The 15,397-nt window shown below is 60.1% G+C and carries 14 protein-coding genes and 1 tRNA gene; 9 read left to right on the plus strand and 6 right to left on the minus strand.

Translation table 11 applies throughout. The features are described from left to right. Positions 1 to 156: 156 nt before the first annotated feature. From arcC to J2Y90_RS25860, 9 genes are all read left to right on the plus strand, one after another. Positions 157 to 1,086 carry a carbamate kinase gene (gene arcC / locus J2Y90_RS25820; RefSeq protein WP_016770621.1) on the plus strand — a complete coding sequence of 310 codons (930 nt, stop codon included), beginning with the start codon at positions 157 to 159 and terminating at the stop codon, positions 1,084 to 1,086. A gap of 62 nt (positions 1,087 to 1,148) precedes the next feature. After that, positions 1,149 to 1,511, plus strand: coding sequence for a DUF5064 family protein (locus J2Y90_RS25825; RefSeq protein ID WP_130927188.1), 363 nt, complete (start codon positions 1,149 to 1,151; stop codon positions 1,509 to 1,511). 199 nt (positions 1,512 to 1,710) lie between these two features. Beyond that, positions 1,711 to 3,219, plus strand: a complete 1,509-nt coding sequence (locus tag J2Y90_RS25830) for a sigma-54-dependent transcriptional regulator (protein WP_253504747.1) — start codon at positions 1,711 to 1,713, stop codon at positions 3,217 to 3,219. Positions 3,220 to 3,659: 440 nt separating this feature from the next. Beyond that, positions 3,660 to 4,043, plus strand: coding sequence for a glycine cleavage system protein GcvH (gene gcvH, locus J2Y90_RS25835; RefSeq protein WP_253504750.1), 384 nt, complete (start codon positions 3,660 to 3,662; stop codon positions 4,041 to 4,043). A gap of 11 nt (positions 4,044 to 4,054) precedes the next feature. After that, complete coding sequence (gcvP, locus tag J2Y90_RS25840) at positions 4,055 to 6,907, plus strand: aminomethyl-transferring glycine dehydrogenase (RefSeq protein WP_253504752.1); 2,853 nt, start codon at positions 4,055 to 4,057, stop codon at positions 6,905 to 6,907. Positions 6,908 to 7,115: 208 nt separating this feature from the next. Continuing rightward, positions 7,116 to 8,492 carry an L-serine ammonia-lyase gene (locus J2Y90_RS25845; RefSeq protein WP_253504754.1) on the plus strand — a complete coding sequence of 459 codons (1,377 nt, stop codon included), beginning with the start codon at positions 7,116 to 7,118 and terminating at the stop codon, positions 8,490 to 8,492. 101 nt (positions 8,493 to 8,593) lie between these two features. Further along, a complete protein-coding gene (gcvT, locus tag J2Y90_RS25850; RefSeq protein WP_253504756.1) occupies positions 8,594 to 9,718 on the plus strand; it encodes a glycine cleavage system aminomethyltransferase GcvT in 1,125 nt (374 codons plus the stop codon). Positions 9,719 to 10,121: 403 nt separating this feature from the next. After that, positions 10,122 to 10,334, plus strand: coding sequence for a cold-shock protein (locus J2Y90_RS25855; RefSeq protein WP_003227496.1), 213 nt, complete (start codon positions 10,122 to 10,124; stop codon positions 10,332 to 10,334). A gap of 97 nt (positions 10,335 to 10,431) precedes the next feature. Continuing rightward, a complete protein-coding gene (locus J2Y90_RS25860; protein ID WP_253504759.1) occupies positions 10,432 to 10,920 on the plus strand; it encodes an RDD family protein in 489 nt (162 codons plus the stop codon). Between the two features lie 136 nt (positions 10,921 to 11,056). On the opposite strand, the gene nadA is transcribed toward J2Y90_RS25860, so the two are convergent. The 6 genes from nadA to pal all read right to left on the minus strand — a co-directional run bounded on the left by nadA (position 11,057) and on the right by pal (position 15,378). Continuing rightward, entirely contained in the window at positions 11,057 to 12,115 is a 1,059-nt protein-coding gene (nadA, locus tag J2Y90_RS25865) for a quinolinate synthase NadA (protein ID WP_016773509.1), read from the minus strand. Positions 12,116 to 12,386: 271 nt separating this feature from the next. Then, positions 12,387 to 12,462, minus strand: a tRNA-Lys gene (locus J2Y90_RS25870). A gap of 63 nt (positions 12,463 to 12,525) precedes the next feature. Beyond that, positions 12,526 to 13,218 (minus strand): 7-cyano-7-deazaguanine synthase QueC, encoded by a 693-nt coding sequence (gene queC, locus J2Y90_RS25875; protein ID WP_253504761.1) that lies wholly within the window; start codon positions 13,216 to 13,218, stop codon positions 12,526 to 12,528. A 1-nt stretch (position 13,219) separates the two neighbouring features. Further along, the gene (gene queE, locus J2Y90_RS25880; protein WP_253504763.1) at positions 13,220 to 13,867 is read right to left on the minus strand and encodes a 7-carboxy-7-deazaguanine synthase QueE; all 648 of its coding nucleotides are present in this window, start codon (positions 13,865 to 13,867) and stop codon (positions 13,220 to 13,222) included. Between the two features lie 167 nt (positions 13,868 to 14,034). After that, entirely contained in the window at positions 14,035 to 14,874 is an 840-nt protein-coding gene (gene ybgF / locus J2Y90_RS25885; protein WP_041479790.1) for a tol-pal system protein YbgF, read from the minus strand. Between the two features lie 6 nt (positions 14,875 to 14,880). Further along, positions 14,881 to 15,378, minus strand: coding sequence for a peptidoglycan-associated lipoprotein Pal (gene pal, locus J2Y90_RS25890; RefSeq protein WP_003178634.1), 498 nt, complete (start codon positions 15,376 to 15,378; stop codon positions 14,881 to 14,883). Between the last annotated feature and the right edge of the window lie 19 nt (positions 15,379 to 15,397).

The raw sequence follows: 15,397 nt of genomic DNA on the forward strand, positions 1-15,397 counted from the left end.
AATGTGGGAGCGAGCTTGCTCGCGAAAACGGTGTGTCATTCACCAGCGATGTCGACTGAAATGACGCATTCGCGAGCAAGCTCGCTCCCACAGGGATCCCGGTTTCGACAGAGAGATCGAGTCGTTTGCCATTCCTCTGCTTAGAAGGATTGCATCATGCGTATCGTCGTAGCCCTGGGCGGTAACGCCCTGCTCCGCCGTGGTGAGCCGATGACCGCTGACAACCAGCGCGCCAACATCCGCATCGCCACCGAGCAAATTGCCAAGATCCATCCCGGCAACCAACTGGTCATCGCCCACGGCAATGGCCCGCAAGTCGGCCTGCTGTCGCTGCAAGCGGCGGCCTACACCTCTGTCACTCCGTATCCGCTGGACGTGCTCGGCGCCGAAACCGAAGGCATGATCGGCTACATCATCGAACAGGAGTTGGGCAACCTGCTCGACTTCGAGGTGCCGTTCGCCACCCTGCTCACCCAGGTCGAAGTCGACGCCAACGACCCGGCCTTCAAGAACCCGACCAAGCCGATCGGCCCGGTGTACGAAAAAGCCGAAGCGGAAAAACTCGCCGCCGAAAAAGGCTGGGCAATTGCTGCCGATGGCGACAAGTTCCGCCGTGTCGTCGCCAGTCCACGGCCGAAACGCATCTTCGAAATCCGCCCGATCAAGTGGCTGCTGGACAAGGGCAGCATTGTGATCTGCGCCGGTGGCGGCGGCATTCCGACCATGTACGACGAACAGCGCAATCTCAAAGGCATCGAGGCGGTAATCGATAAGGACCTGTGCTCGTCGCTGCTCGCCGAACAACTGGAAGCCGACCTGCTGGTGATCGCCACCGACGTCAACGCGGCGTTCATCGACTATGGCAAACCCACCCAGAAGGCCATTGCCGAAGCCCACCCCGACGAACTCGAACGCCTCGGTTTCGCCGCCGGCTCGATGGGGCCGAAGGTGCAGGCAGCCTGTGAATTCGCGCGCCATACTGGCAAGGTCGCGGTGATCGGTTCGCTGGCCGATATCGAAGCCATCGTCCAGGGTACTGCCGGTACGCGGGTCAGCACGGCGAAGCCGGGGATCAGCTACCGATAACAATAAACGCGGGGGCAGGCACAAAACCTGCTCCGCTCCCATGCCTTGAAAGGAGTAGCTCAATGGCCCAATTCGAACCCGGTCACCTGCATATCGAACGGCACGCGTTGACCGACGATGACGTCAATTACAACGTGCATCTGGACTATGAAGTGTTCACCGATCCGCAGAAAGGCAAAGGGATTCAGTTCACCCTGCATGGCAGCATGCAGGGCAAGGACATGAAGGAAACGTTTTTCCTGCCCAAGGAAGAGGCTTACAACTTCGCCCGCGATGTCACGCGGATTGCCGAGAAGTACGGGATCCCCAAGGCCCATAGCCAGATCGGCTCGGTGCACAAGCATTACGATCTGATGTTTGAAGACATTCGGCAGAAGCTGAATATGCAGTCGGGGGATCCGGTCAATCTCGAGCATTTCGAATAACTTCCTTTCCACTGATCGTTCCCACGCTCCGCGTGGTAATGCATCCCGTGACGCTCCGCGTCACAGCGGACGCGGAGCGTCCGTGGCGGCATTCCCACGCAGAGCGTGGGAACGATCAGCGCAGGGCCACAGATTTCACCATTAGCCCGCCCCAAGGCATACTTGCGCCCTCCGCTCTGCAGATCACTGAACCGCCCCCATGCGTATCCACGTCAGCTTCATCGACCGCGTCGGCATCACCCAGGAAGTCCTGGCTATCCTCGGTGGGCGCAATCTCAATCTGGATGCGGTGGAGATGATTCCGCCGAACGTCTACATCGACGCGCCGACCCTGAGCCCGCAAGTGCTCGAAGAACTGAAAGATGCGCTGTTCCGGGTACGCGGCGTCGAGGCGGTAACGGTGGTCGACATCCTCCCCGGCCAGCGTCGGCACCTTCAGCTCGACGCCTTGCTCGCGGCCATGACCGACCCGGTGCTGGCCCTCGACAGCGCCGGCCAAGTGCTGCTGGCCAACCCGGCGTTGATCGCGTTATACGGTCGCGAGCCGGCCGGCGAAAGCGTCTCGGCGCTGTTCAATGATCCCGGCCTGCTCGACACGCTGCTCGAAAATGGCTTTCGCCTGCCGCTGCGCGAGATCACCGTCAACGGCCAGACCCTGTTGCTCGACGCCACGCCGATCACCGACGCCGGCGCCCTGCTGACCCTCTTTCAACCGAACCGCATCGGCGAACAACTCTCGGCATTGCACCACGACCACGCCGAAGGCTTCGACGCCCTGCTCGGCGAGTCCCCGGCGATCCGCACCCTCAAGGCCCGCGCGCAAAGGGTCGCGGCGCTTGACGCACCTTTATTGATTCAAGGCGAAACCGGTACCGGCAAAGAACTGGTGGCCCGTGCCTGTCACGCCATCAGTGCTCGGCATAGCGCACCGTTTCTCGCCCTCAACTGCGCGGCGCTGCCGGAGAACCTCGCCGAGAGCGAACTGTTCGGCTACGCGCCCGGCGCCTTCACCGGCGCGGCGCGTGGCGGTAAACCGGGGCTGATGGAACTGGCCAACCAGGGCACGGTGTTTCTCGATGAAATCGGCGAGATGTCGCCGTACTTGCAGGCCAAGCTGCTGCGTTTCCTCAACGACGGCAGCTTTCGTCGGGTGGGCGGTGATCGTGAAGTGAAGGTCAACGTGCGCATCCTCAGCGCGACCCACCGCGATCTGGAAAAAATGGTCAGCGAAGGCCTGTTCCGCGAAGACCTGTTCTATCGCCTCAACGTGCTCAACGTCGAAGTGCCGCCGCTGCGCGAGCGCGGCCAGGACATTCTGTTGCTGGCGCGATATTTCATGCAGCAGGCCTGCGCGCAGATTCAGCGCCCGGTCTGTCGCCTGGCGCCGGGGACTTATCCAGCGCTGCTCGACAATCGCTGGCCGGGCAACGTGCGGCAATTGCAGAACGTGATTTTCCGCGCGGCAGCGATTTGCGAGAGCAGCCTGGTCGATATCGGCGACCTCGATATCGCCGGCACCTCCGTCGCGCGCCAGACTGACACCGACGTCGACAGCCTCGAACAAGCGGTCGAATCCTTCGAAAAAGCGCTGCTGGAAAAGCTCTACGTCAGCTACCCCTCGACCCGCCAACTGGCGAGCCGCTTGCAAACCTCGCACACCGCCATCGCCCATCGCCTGCGCAAGTACGGCATTCCCAACAAACCCTGAGATCACCACCGATCTCCCTGTAGGAGCTGCCGAAGGCTGCGATCTTTTGACTTGGTTTTTGAAGATCAAGATCAAAAGATCGCAGCCTTCGGCAGCTCCTACCGTCCGGGTTCCCAGTTCAGGAATGATATCGCCCTATCTGAAAACGACCTCCACCTGTACCGAAAGCGCTACAGCGGAACGATATCGCTACACACGCCTATGATCAGCGCTGCGCAACGCTTTGATCCCGTTCAGCTTTTTTCCTCGTTCTACGCTGTAGCGATTTCGCTACAGCGCCGGCTTACCGAGAAACACCAATCAAATACAAGTGATTGATTTATATGGGGAAATCAACCTTGGCCGCATTCTTGCTAATTATCTCCTCATCTATCAAGGGCGTCCCCGCCCCACGCTTTCCACCGCGTCCACCAGACGAGTCTGGCCCCCGAGGAGTTTCCATGAGCGAGTTGCGTTTTACTGAAGATCACGAATGGCTGCGCACCGGAGCCGACGGCAGTGTCACTGTCGGCATCACCGCGTTTGCGCAGAACGCCTTGGGCGACGTGGTATTCGTGCAACTGCCTGAGCTGCAGGCTTACGAAAAAGGCGCCGAAGCCGCCACCGTGGAATCGGTGAAAGCCGCCAGCGGCGTATACATGCCGCTTGATGGCGAGGTGTTGGAAGTCAACCCGGCACTGCAAGACGCCCCGGAACTGGTCAACGAAGATCCGCTGGGTGAAGGCTGGTTCTTTCGTTTCCAGCCAAGCGACGCGTCTGCCGTTGCTAAACTGCTCGATCAGGACGCTTACGACCGTCTGATCAAAGCCCAAGCCGAAGCCTGAGGAATTACGCCATGACCCAGATCAATCTCGGCACCGCCAACGAATTCATCGCCCGTCACATCGGCCCGCGTGCCGCTGACGAGCAGGCCATGCTCAACAGCCTCGGCTTCGATTCGCTCGAAGCCCTGAGCGCCAGCGTCATCCCGGAAAGCATCAAGGGCACCAGCGTGCTCGGCATGGACGACGGCCTCAGCGAGGCCGACGCCCTGGCGATGATCAAATCCATCGCCGGCAAAAACCAGCTGTTCAAAACCTACATCGGCCAGGGCTACTACAACTGCCACACGCCGTCGCCGATCCTGCGCAACCTGCTGGAAAATCCGGCCTGGTACACCGCTTACACACCCTACCAGCCAGAAATCTCCCAGGGCCGTCTCGAAGCGCTACTGAACTTCCAGACCATGATCAGCGACCTCACCGGCCTGCCGATCGCCAACGCCTCCCTGCTCGACGAAGCCACCGCCGCTGCCGAAGCCATGACCTTCTGCAAACGCCTGAGCAAGAACAAGGGCAGCCACCAATTCTTCGCCTCGATCCACAGCCACCCGCAAACCCTCGATGTGCTGCGCACCCGCGCCGAGCCGCTGGGCATTGACGTGGTCGTGGGCGATGAGCGCGAGCTGACTGACGTCACGCCGTTCTTCGGCGCACTGCTGCAATACCCGGCAAGCAACGGTGATGTGTTCGACTACCGCGAGCTGACCGAACGCTTCCACGCCGCCAACGCTCTGGTGGCCGTGGCCGCCGACCTGCTGGCCCTGACGCTGCTGACCGCACCGGGCGAATTCGGTGCCGACGTGGCGATCGGTTCGGCGCAGCGCTTCGGCGTACCGCTGGGCTTCGGTGGCCCGCACGCCGCTTATTTCTCTACTAAAGATGCGTTCAAGCGTGACATGCCCGGCCGTCTGGTCGGTGTCTCGGTCGACCGTTTCGGCAAACCGGCCCTGCGTCTGGCGATGCAGACCCGCGAGCAACACATCCGCCGCGAAAAGGCCACGTCGAACATCTGCACCGCCCAGGTGCTGCTAGCCAACATCGCCAGCATGTACGCCGTTTATCACGGCCCGAAAGGCCTGACCCAGATCGCCAACCGCGTGCATCACCTGACCGCGATCCTGGCCAAAGGCCTGACCGCTCTCGGCGCTCAAGTCGAACAAACCAGTTTCTTCGACACCCTGACCGTCGCCACCGGCGCACACACCGCCGCGCTGCACGACAAGGCGCACGCTCAGCAGATTAACCTGCGTGTGATCGACGCTCAGCGTCTGGGCCTGTCGGTCGACGAAACCACCACTCAGGCCGACATCGAAACCTTGTGGGGCCTGTTCGCCGACGGCAAGACCTTGCCAGACTTCGCTGCGCTGGCCGCTTCGGTTCAAAGCACCATCCCTGCTGCGCTGGTACGCCAGTCGCCGATCCTCAGCCACCCGGTGTTCAACCGTTATCACTCGGAAACCGAGCTGATGCGCTACCTGCGCAAACTGGCGGACAAGGACCTGGCGCTGGATCGCACCATGATCCCGCTGGGCTCGTGCACCATGAAACTCAACGCTGCCAGCGAAATGATCCCGGTGACCTGGGCTGAATTCGGTGCCCTGCACCCGTTCGCCCCGGCCGCACAAAGCGCCGGTTACCAGCAACTCACCGACGAGCTGGAAGCGATGCTTTGCGCTGCTACCGGTTATGACTCGATCTCGCTGCAACCGAACGCCGGTTCGCAGGGTGAATACGCAGGTCTCCTGGCGATCCGCGCCTACCACCAGAGCCGTGGCGATGAGCGCCGCGACATCTGTCTGATCCCGTCGTCGGCCCACGGCACCAACCCGGCCACCGCGCAAATGGCCGGCATGCGCGTGGTCGTCACCGCGTGCGATGCCCGTGGCAACGTCGACATCGAAGACCTGCGCGCCAAAGCCATCGAGCACCGCGAACACCTCGCTGCATTGATGATCACTTACCCGTCGACCCACGGCGTGTTCGAAGAAGGCATCCGCGAAATCTGCGCGATCATTCACGACAACGGCGGCCAGGTGTATATCGACGGCGCCAACATGAACGCCATGGTCGGCCTCTGCGCACCGGGCAAGTTCGGCGGTGACGTGTCGCACTTGAACCTGCACAAAACCTTCTGCATCCCTCACGGCGGTGGCGGCCCGGGCGTCGGCCCGATCGGCGTCAAATCGCACCTGACCCCATTCCTGCCGGGTCACGGCCAGATGCAACGCAAGGAAGGCGCGGTCTGCGCGGCACCGTTCGGCAGCGCGAGCATTCTGCCGATTACCTGGATGTACATCCGCATGATGGGTGGCGCCGGTCTGAAGCGCGCTTCGCAACTGGCGATCCTCAATGCCAACTACATTTCCCGTCGCCTCGAAGAGCATTACCCAGTGCTGTACACCGGCAGCAACGGCCTGGTGGCGCACGAGTGCATCCTCGATCTGCGTCCGCTCAAAGACAGCAGCGGCATCAGCGTCGATGACGTCGCCAAGCGCCTGATCGACTTCGGCTTCCACGCCCCGACCATGTCGTTCCCGGTCGCCGGCACGCTGATGATCGAGCCGACCGAAAGCGAATCCAAGGAAGAGCTGGACCGCTTCTGTGACGCGATGATCCGCATCCGCGAAGAAATCCGCGCAGTGGAAAACGGCACCCTGGACAAGGAAGACAACCCGCTGAAAAACGCCCCGCACACCGCAGCGGAACTGGTCGGCGAATGGACCCATCCGTACAGCCGCGAGCAAGCGGTGTACCCGGTCGCGTCGCTGATCGAAGGCAAATACTGGCCGCCGGTCGGCCGGGTCGACAACGTCTTCGGCGATCGCAACCTGGTGTGCGCCTGCCCGTCGATCGAAAGCTACGCTTAATGGAATGAGGGGCGGGTTTACCTGCCCCAATTTCAGCATCACCACAGATCCCCCCCTGTGGGAGCGAGCCTGCTCGCGAAAGCGTAGTGTCAGTTAATGAAAGGTTGTCTGACCCAACGCTTTCGCGAGCAGGCTCGCTCCCACAAGGGATCTGCTACCGATTTCGGACTTTCGCCAATTCCTATAACAAGAAACCGGAGAACCACTCATGTCGTTAAGCGTGTTCGACCTGTTCAAGATTGGCATCGGTCCCTCCAGTTCCCACACCGTCGGCCCGATGCGCGCTGCGGCGCGTTTCGTCGAAGGCCTGCGCCGTGAAAACCTGCTGGCTACCACCGCCAGCGTGCGCGTCGAGCTGTACGGTTCGCTCGGTGCTACGGGCAAAGGTCACGGCAGCGACAAAGCCGTGCTGCTCGGCCTCGAAGGCGAGCACCCGGACAGCGTCGACACCGAAACCGTTGCCGCGCGCCTGCAGGAGATTCGCGGCAACGGCCGGCTGAATCTGCTCGGCGAGCACAGCATTGCGTTCAACGAGAAAGAACATCTGGCGATGATTCGCAAACCGTTGGCCTACCACCCCAACGGCATGATCTTTCGCGCCTTCGACGCGGCCGGAATTCAGGTCCGCAGCCGCGAGTATTATTCGGTGGGTGGCGGTTTTGTTGTCGATGAAGACGCGGCCGGTGCCGATCGCATCGTCGAAGACGCCACGCCGCTGACCTTCCCGTTCAAAAGCGCCAAGGACTTGCTTGGCCATTGCAGCACGTACGGGCTGTCGATCAGCCAGGTGATGCTCACCAATGAAAGCGCCTGGCGGCCGGAAGCCGAGACTCGCACCGGCCTGCTGAAGATCTGGCAAGTGATGCAGGATTGCGTCGCTGCCGGCTGCCGCAACGAGGGCATTCTGCCGGGCGGCTTGAAGGTCAAGCGCCGGGCCGCGGCGCTGCATCGGCAACTGTGCAATAACCCGGAATCGGCGTTGCGTGATCCGCTGTCGGTGCTTGATTGGGTCAACCTCTACGCACTGGCGGTCAACGAAGAAAACGCCAACGGCGGGCGCGTGGTCACTGCGCCAACCAATGGCGCGGCCGGGATCATTCCGGCGGTGATGCATTACTACATGCGTTTTATCCCCGGGGCGAATGATGACGGCGTCGTGCGCTTTCTGCTCACTGCTGCGGCCATCGGCATTCTCTATAAGGAAAACGCCTCGATCTCCGGCGCCGAAGTCGGCTGTCAGGGTGAAGTCGGTGTGGCCTGTTCGATGGCGGCCGGCGCCCTGTGCGAAGTGCTCGGCGGCAGCGTGCAGCAAGTCGAGAACGCCGCGGAAATCGGTATGGAACACAACCTCGGCCTGACCTGCGACCCGATCGGCGGCCTGGTGCAGGTGCCGTGCATCGAGCGCAACGCGATGGGCTCGGTGAAAGCCATCAACGCGGTGCGCATGGCCATGCGTGGCGACGGTCAACATTTCGTCTCCCTCGACAAAGTCATCCGCACCATGCGCCAGACCGGCGCCGACATGAAAAGCAAATACAAGGAAACCGCCCGCGGCGGTTTGGCGGTCAACATTATCGAATGCTGATTACGAAACGTAACTAGCCCCCTCTCCCTCCGGGAGAGGGCTGGGGTGAGGGGTTCTTGATCTTGCCTCTCACCCGCAACCCAAATTCAAAGGAGCCACGCATGTCCACCGAACAACTCTCGAAAACCCCGCTGCACGCACTGCACCTCGAACTTGGCGCGCGCATGGTGCCGTTCGCCGGCTATGACATGCCCGTGCAATACCCGCTCGGCGTGATGAAAGAACACCAGCACACCCGCGAACAGGCCGGGTTGTTCGACGTTTCGCACATGGGCCAGATTCGCCTGACCGGTGCCAATGCCGCCAAAGCCCTTGAAACCCTGGTGCCGGTGGACATCATCGACCTGCCGGTAGGCATGCAGCGTTATGCGATGTTCACCAACGAAAGCGGCGGCATCCTCGATGACCTGATGGTCGCCAATCTGGGCAATGACGAACTGTTCCTGGTGGTCAACGCCGCGTGCAAGGATCAGGATCTCGCACATCTGCACAAACACATCGGCGATCAGTGCACCATTACGGCGCTGTTCGAAGAGCGCGCCCTGCTCGCTTTGCAAGGTCCGGCAGCCATAACCGTGCTGGCGCGTCTTGCGCCGGACGTGGCGAAGATGACGTTCATGCAGTTCAAGCGCGTGTCGTTGCTGGGCGTGGATTGCTTTGTCAGCCGTTCGGGCTACACCGGTGAAGACGGTTTTGAAATCTCGGTACCAGCCGCTGAAGCGGAAAAACTCGCTCGCGCCCTGCTCGCCGAACCAGAGGTTCAGGCCATCGGCCTCGGCGCTCGTGATTCGCTGCGTCTGGAAGCCGGCCTGTGCCTGTACGGCCACGACATGAACACCGAAACCACGCCGATCGAAGCCAGCCTGCTCTGGGCGATCTCCAAGCCACGCCGCGCCGATGGCGCACGGGCCGGCGGTTTCCCCGGCGCGGAGCAGATTTTCGCCCAGCAACAAAACGGCGTTGCACGCAAACGCGTCGGCCTGCTGCCACAGGAACGCACGCCGGTGCGTGAAGGTGCAGAGATCGTCAACGAGGCTGGCGAGATCATCGGCAGCGTCTGCAGCGGCGGTTTCGGTCCGACTCTGGGCGGGCCACTGGCGATGGGTTATCTCGATAGCGCTTACGTCGCGCTCGACACGCCTGTATGGGCCATCGTCCGTGGGAAAAAGGTGCAGATGCTTGTAAGCAAAATGCCATTTGTTCCACAACGCTACTATCGCGGTTGATCGACTGTTTCTATAAGTAACGCGATTGCGTTATACGTGCACTAATGTGTAACGCAATCGCCATAAAACAGTGCGTTTTTTAACACTCGCTTCGAATATGAACGTTGCTTATAACGTTTGCAAAAATTAGAACCAGACAATCGTCTAAGACAGTACTAGTGAACTGCCGAACTATCATCAAGGGCAGTAAAACCGGGGCCTTCGCAGGGCTTGTTTTTTCTCCCGTAGTTGGCGTAGAGTTTGTCCACTGTGTTTGCATGGGTCAGCTTGGAATCGTGACCTGGGCAGTAGCCTACAAGTTAGCTACATCCCGCTCGACGTCTTCTTACTCCTTGCAACCAGCTCCAGTACTCTTTCATGTGAAAGGGGCTGTCATCAATTTATGCGTCAAAGGAAATAAGAAATGTCCACACGTCAGAGCGGTACCGTCAAGTGGTTTAACGACGAGAAAGGTTTTGGTTTTATCACTCCAGAAAGCGGTCCGGATCTGTTCGTACATTTCCGCGCCATTCAGGGCAACGGCTTCAAAAGCCTGAAAGAAGGCCAGAAAGTGACTTTCGTTGCTGTGCAAGGCCAGAAGGGCATGCAGGCTGACGAAGTACAAGCAGAAGCCTGATCTTCTGATACGAAAAAGCCCCTGATATTGATATCAGGGGCTTTTTTGTGCGCGCCAATCCGTAAAATGGCGCTTCCATCCGCGTCCAGAGGCTGCCATGTCGAAACACCTGCTCACGCCGCAAGGGGACTTTCCTCCCGTTGCTCTTGGTCGTCGTCTGGCTGCGATGTTCTATGACTTCCTGCTGTGCACCGCCCTGCTGATCGTCACCGGTTTCATCTATAAATTGATCCAGGCCGCGATCATCGGCGAAGAGCGCTTGCGGGCGATGACCGACGCCGGCCAGCTCGACGGTGATCCCCTCTACTCCACTGTGCTGCTGTTGGTATTGTTCGGCTTCTTCGCCAAGTTCTGGACCCATGGCGGGCAGACACTGGGCATGCAGGTGTGGGGCATTCGCGTGCAGAACGGCGACGGCACAGCGATCAGCCTGTGGCAGGCGCTGTTGCGCTTTATGGTGTCGATTGCGTCGTGGCTGTGTATCGGGCTGGGATTCTTCTGGTCGCTGTTCGATAAGCAGAAGCGCACGTGGCATGACATCTACTCCGATACCCGCCTCGTCCGGGTCCCGAAGAAGACCAAATAATTTCCAGACACCAAAAACTACTGTGGGAGCGAGCCTGCTCGCGAAGGCGTAGTGTCAGCCAACATTTATGTCTGCTGATTCACCGCCTTCGCGAGCAGGCTCGCTCCCACAGGTTCTGGGGTGTGTCTGAAAGAGCTTAGGCGTTACCCGCCAATTTCATCCGCGCCGCCTGGGTGAAATCAAGCATGCGCTTCAACGGGCGGATCGCCTGCGGAATCAACGCCGGATCAACGAAGATCTCGTTCGTGCCTTCCTTCAGGCTCTTGAGCGTGCGCTCAAGGGTGTTCATGGCCATCCACGGGCAGTGCGCGCAACTGCGGCACGCCGCGCCGTTACCGGCGGTTGGCGCCTCGATGAAGACCTTGTCCGGACACAGCTGCTGCATCTTGTAAAAGATGCCACGGTCGGTCGCCACGATCAGGGTCTTGTTCGGCAGGCTCTGTGCAGCAGCGATCAACTGACTGGTGGAACCGACGGCGTCCGCCAATTCGATCACCGACGTCGGCGATTCCGGGTGCACCAGAATCGCAGCGTCGGGATACAGCGCTTTCATGTCTTCGAGCTGCTTGGACTTGAACTCTTCGTGAACGATGCAGGCACCGTCCCAGAGCAGCATGTCGGCGCCGGTCTTGCGCTGGATGTAAGTGCCCAGGTGCTTGTCAGGTCCCCAGATGATCGTTTCGCCGTTGTCCATCAGGCTTTCGACGATTTCCAGTGCACAGCTCGACGTCACCACCCAGTCAGCCCGAGCCTTTACGGCGGCGGAAGTGTTGGCGTAAACCACTACCGTGCGCTCCGGATGCTGATCGCAGAACGCCGAGAACTCGTCGACCGGGCAACCCAGGTCCAGCGAGCAGGTCGCCTCAAGCGTTGGCATCAGCACGCGTTTTTCCGGGTTGAGAATTTTTGCCGTCTCGCCCATGAATTTGACGCCGGCGACCACCACGGTCTTGGCGGGATGTGCGTTGCCGAAGCGGGCCATTTCCAGGGAATCGGAAACACAGCCGCCGGTTTCTTCGGCCAGGGCCTGGATCACCGGATCACAATAGAAGTGGGCCACGAGCACCGCGTCCTGAGCCTTGAGCTCGGCGGCGATGGCGGAACGGTAGTAGGCCTCCTCCTCTGCCGTCAGCGGTTTGGGCTGCTTGGCGTCGAGGTGGGCTTGAACCAGAAGGCGTTCGGAAATCTGCGTCATGTTCGCAAGACCTGCAGGCGCATTCGCGCGAAAGTCGAGTATACACCCGGCTCCGGACCGCTAGAGGGTACCGCCGGGAGAGTGAGTATCATCAGGCACGGACAGCGTTGAAGCTGCGCAAGGCTACAGAATATCCCGTTGATACAAAAGATGATTCTGACCTGTGTCAGGCCGGGCGGCGCTGAAATGCAATGCAGCCAAATCGCAGGCAAAAAAAAACCCGGAAATCCTCACTTTCGTGGGCCTTCCGGATTTTCTAAACCGCCAAATATGGTGGGTCGTGTGGGATTCGAACCTACGACCAATTGGTTAAAAGCCAACTGCTCTACCAACTGAGCTAACGACCCGCTGTGTGGTGGCGCGTATAATACTGATTTTTAAGGACTATTCAACACCTTTTTTGAAAAAGATCAAAAATAAGGGGTTGGGTCGCTTACACCGGCGGCCGCGAAGCCTTCTGCACGCAGGCGGCAGCTGTCGCATTTGCCGCAGGCGCGGCCGTCATCGTCTGCCTGATAGCAGGAAACCGTCAGGCCATAATCCACGCCGAGCTTCACGCCCGCCTGGATGATCTGCGCTTTGCTCAGATTCTGCAACGGTGCCTGAATGCGGAAGCCGTTGCCTTCCACGCCCGCCTTGGTCGCCAGATTGGCCATGCGCTCGAACGACTCTATGAACTCGGGACGGCAATCCGGGTAGCCGGAATAATCCACTGCATTGACGCCGATGAAGATGTCGCGCGCGCCGAGCACTTCTGCCCAACCCAAAGCCAGCGACAGGAACACGGTGTTGCGCGCCGGCACGTAAGTCACCGGAATGCCTTCACCCAGCTCTTCCGGAATGTCGATACTGGTGTCGGTCAGGGCCGAACCGCCCATGCCGTTGAGATTCAGGCCGATGACCTTGTGCTCGACCACGCCCAGATCGCGAGCGACGCGGGCGGCGGCGTGCAATTCGGCATGCGAACGCTGGCCGTAATCGAAGCTCATGGTGTAGCAGGCGTAGCCTTCGGCGCGGGCCATCGCGACGACGGTGGCCGAGTCGAGGCCGCCGGACAGCAGAATGACCGCTCGTTTTTCGGTAGTGTTCAGTTGTTCAGTCATCTCAGCGCCCCGGCTCGTCGTTCCAAAGATATTTATGCAGCTGCAATTGCAGGCGTACCGGCAGATTGTCCGCCACCACCCAGTCCGCCAGCTCGCGAGCATTGAGGTCATGGTGGCTTGGAGAAAACAGCACTTCGCCGGCACGCTGGTCGAGACCGTACTGGATCAGCTTGGAGACAGCCCAGTCATAGTCCTCCCGCGAGCAGATGACAAACTTCACCTGATCGTTGCGGGTCAGCAGTTCGATGTTCTCGTAACGGTTGCGATGAGCTTCTTTCGAGCCCGGCGTTTTCAGATCAACCACGCGACTGACGCGTGAATCCACCGCCGAGACGTCGAGGGCGCCGCTGGTTTCCAGCGAAACCTCGTAGCCGGCATCACACAACCGTTCAAGCAAAGGAATAGCGTTTGGCTGGGCCAACGGCTCACCGCCGGTGACGCAGACGTAGCGCGGACGGTATCCGGCCACTTGCTCAAGGATGTCGTCGAGGCTGCGGACGGTGCCACCGCTGAACGCATAAGCGCTGTCGCAGTATTGGCAACGCAACGGGCAACCGGTCAGGCGCACGAAAACCGTGGGCAGCCCGGCAGTCCGAGTTTCCCCCTGCAACGAGTAGAAAACTTCGGTGATTCTCAATGTGTCTTGCATAGTCGCCACGGGCGTAACAGCTAAACAGGCTGTCCGCCTCCGTCAGGCACTTCAGGCAATCCCGCCAACGCGTAGACCGCAAGAAGCGTGTTTCAGAAAAAGGGCGTGAATTCTAACGAAAAAACCCGCGACAAGCGCGGGTTTCTTCAAAACACGGATAAACAGGCTTACATGCGCTGCAGATCACGCTGGGCCAACTGCGCGGCGGAAGTGCCCGGATACTGGGACACCACCTGCTGCAGAATGCCTTTGACCTTGTCCGTGTGACCGAGGCGGCGTTCTACGTCAGCCAGTTTGTACAGTGAGTCCGGCACTTTGTTGTGCTTGGGATACAACTGCGAAACCTTGGCAAAAGCCTGACCTGCACCTTGCAGATCACCCTTGGCCAGGTTCACTTCGCCCAACCAGTATTGGGCGTTGCCCGCGTACTGGCTGTTGGGGTACTTGCGCAGGAAAGCGGCGAAGGCCTGGCTGGCCTTGTCGAAATCCTTGGCTTTGATCAGGTCGAAAGCGGCATCGTAATACAGCTTTTCCTTGGCCGGATCAGCCGGTTCGCTACCCGCAGCAGGGGCTTGGGCGGCCGCAGCAGCACCCGCGCCTGCGGCAGCACCGGCAGCAGCACTTGCATCGCCGCCGGCAGAAGAATTCTCGGGAGTCGCGGCTGGTGCAACGCCGGATCCTATGCGCCGATCAAGATCCTGGTATCGCTCCAGGGATTCCTGCTTCATGCGCGCAACCTGATTCTGCAGTTCTTCGATCACGCCCTGTTGGCGCGAGATCTGATCCTGCATCTGTTGCAATTGGTTGAACAGCATGCCTTGTGCCGAGGCAGGGGCCGAAGCCGCTCCCCCGGCATAGGCGCCGTTCGTACCGTAACCCGCAGGCGGATAACTGCTCCCGCTATTGTTATAACCGGAGTTGTCATCGACCACAGGAACCGCAGCCCACGCCGCAAGCGGCGCGAGACTGAGAGCCAGAACAGTTACAGCACGACGGCACGTTCGCATATCGAATTACTTACGCAGTTCGACGCGACGGTTCTGGGCCCAGGACTGCTCGTCGTTGCCGGTAGCAACTGGACGCTCTTCGCCGTAGGAAACCAGTTCCAGCTGAGCTGGGGAAACACCTTGCAGTACCAGGTAGCGCTGAACGGCTTTCGCACGACGCTCGCCCAGTGCCATGTTGTACTCACGAGTACCACGTTCGTCGGTGTTGCCTTCCAGAACAACGCGAGCGCCGTTTGCTTTCAGGTCTTTGGCGTGAACGTCCAGAGCGCGCATGGCTTCTGGCTTCAGGTCCGAGCTGTCGTATTCGAAGTAGAAGGTGGTGATTGCGCGCAGAGCAGCTTCTTCGCTCAGGGAGCCGTCAACGGCACCGGTGTTTGCGCCGTAACCAGCGTTTGGATCAACAGCGCCTTCGCCGGCGTTGTCGCCGCCTTTGGACGAGCAACCTACAGCTACAGCCATGGCCAGAGCCAGCGCAGCAAATTTACCAAACTTCAGCATTTCCATCGTGAAACTCCTAATGAAC

Origin of the sequence: Pseudomonas koreensis, assembly GCF_024169245.1 — a bacterium.
Lineage (GTDB): Bacteria > Pseudomonadota > Gammaproteobacteria > Pseudomonadales > Pseudomonadaceae > Aquipseudomonas > Aquipseudomonas koreensis_F.